A 501-nucleotide genomic window follows, 5' to 3' on the forward strand; every position below is an offset into this window, starting at 1 on the left:
AACACTCAGCACTTTTCGGTCGCATTTTATGCAGACGCGATAGGTCATAGAGGTGGTTCAGATGCGTTGGCTTATACGGCTCAAGATTCTTCCATCAGTGACATCATTCGCGCATCGGCTTTAGAGCGAATGGCAGGCAATACTGGCCAGAATACGGTGGTTGCGCTTGCTCGCGCCGTGAAACATGAGAACGAGATGATTCGACTGGGTGCTGTTGCTGGCTCGGCAGGGTATGACTTTAGTGACCGTTGGCAGATTTTACAGCCGTTGCTGAGTGATCCGGTGTTGTCGGTGCGAACCGAAGCGGCGGCTGCGCTAGTCAGTCATTATGGGGAAATGAATCCGCTACAAAGAGAGCGCATTCAAAAACCGTTAGATGAATACATGGACATTCAACGCTTTAATGCCGATCGCGGATTTGGGCGAACTAACTTAGCCAATGTATATCGTAGTTTGGGAGAGGCTAATAAAGCGATCGAACTGTATCAACAAGCTATCGAC

General features: G+C 49.3%; 1 pseudogene. It reads left to right on the plus strand.

Annotated features, from left to right (window positions below):
- Positions 1-501: pseudogene (locus tag R7Q09_RS28770) on the plus strand (deca-heme c-type cytochrome); the annotation flags it as partial.

The sequence above is a fragment of the Vibrio sp. 2130-1 genome, from assembly GCF_033339515.1.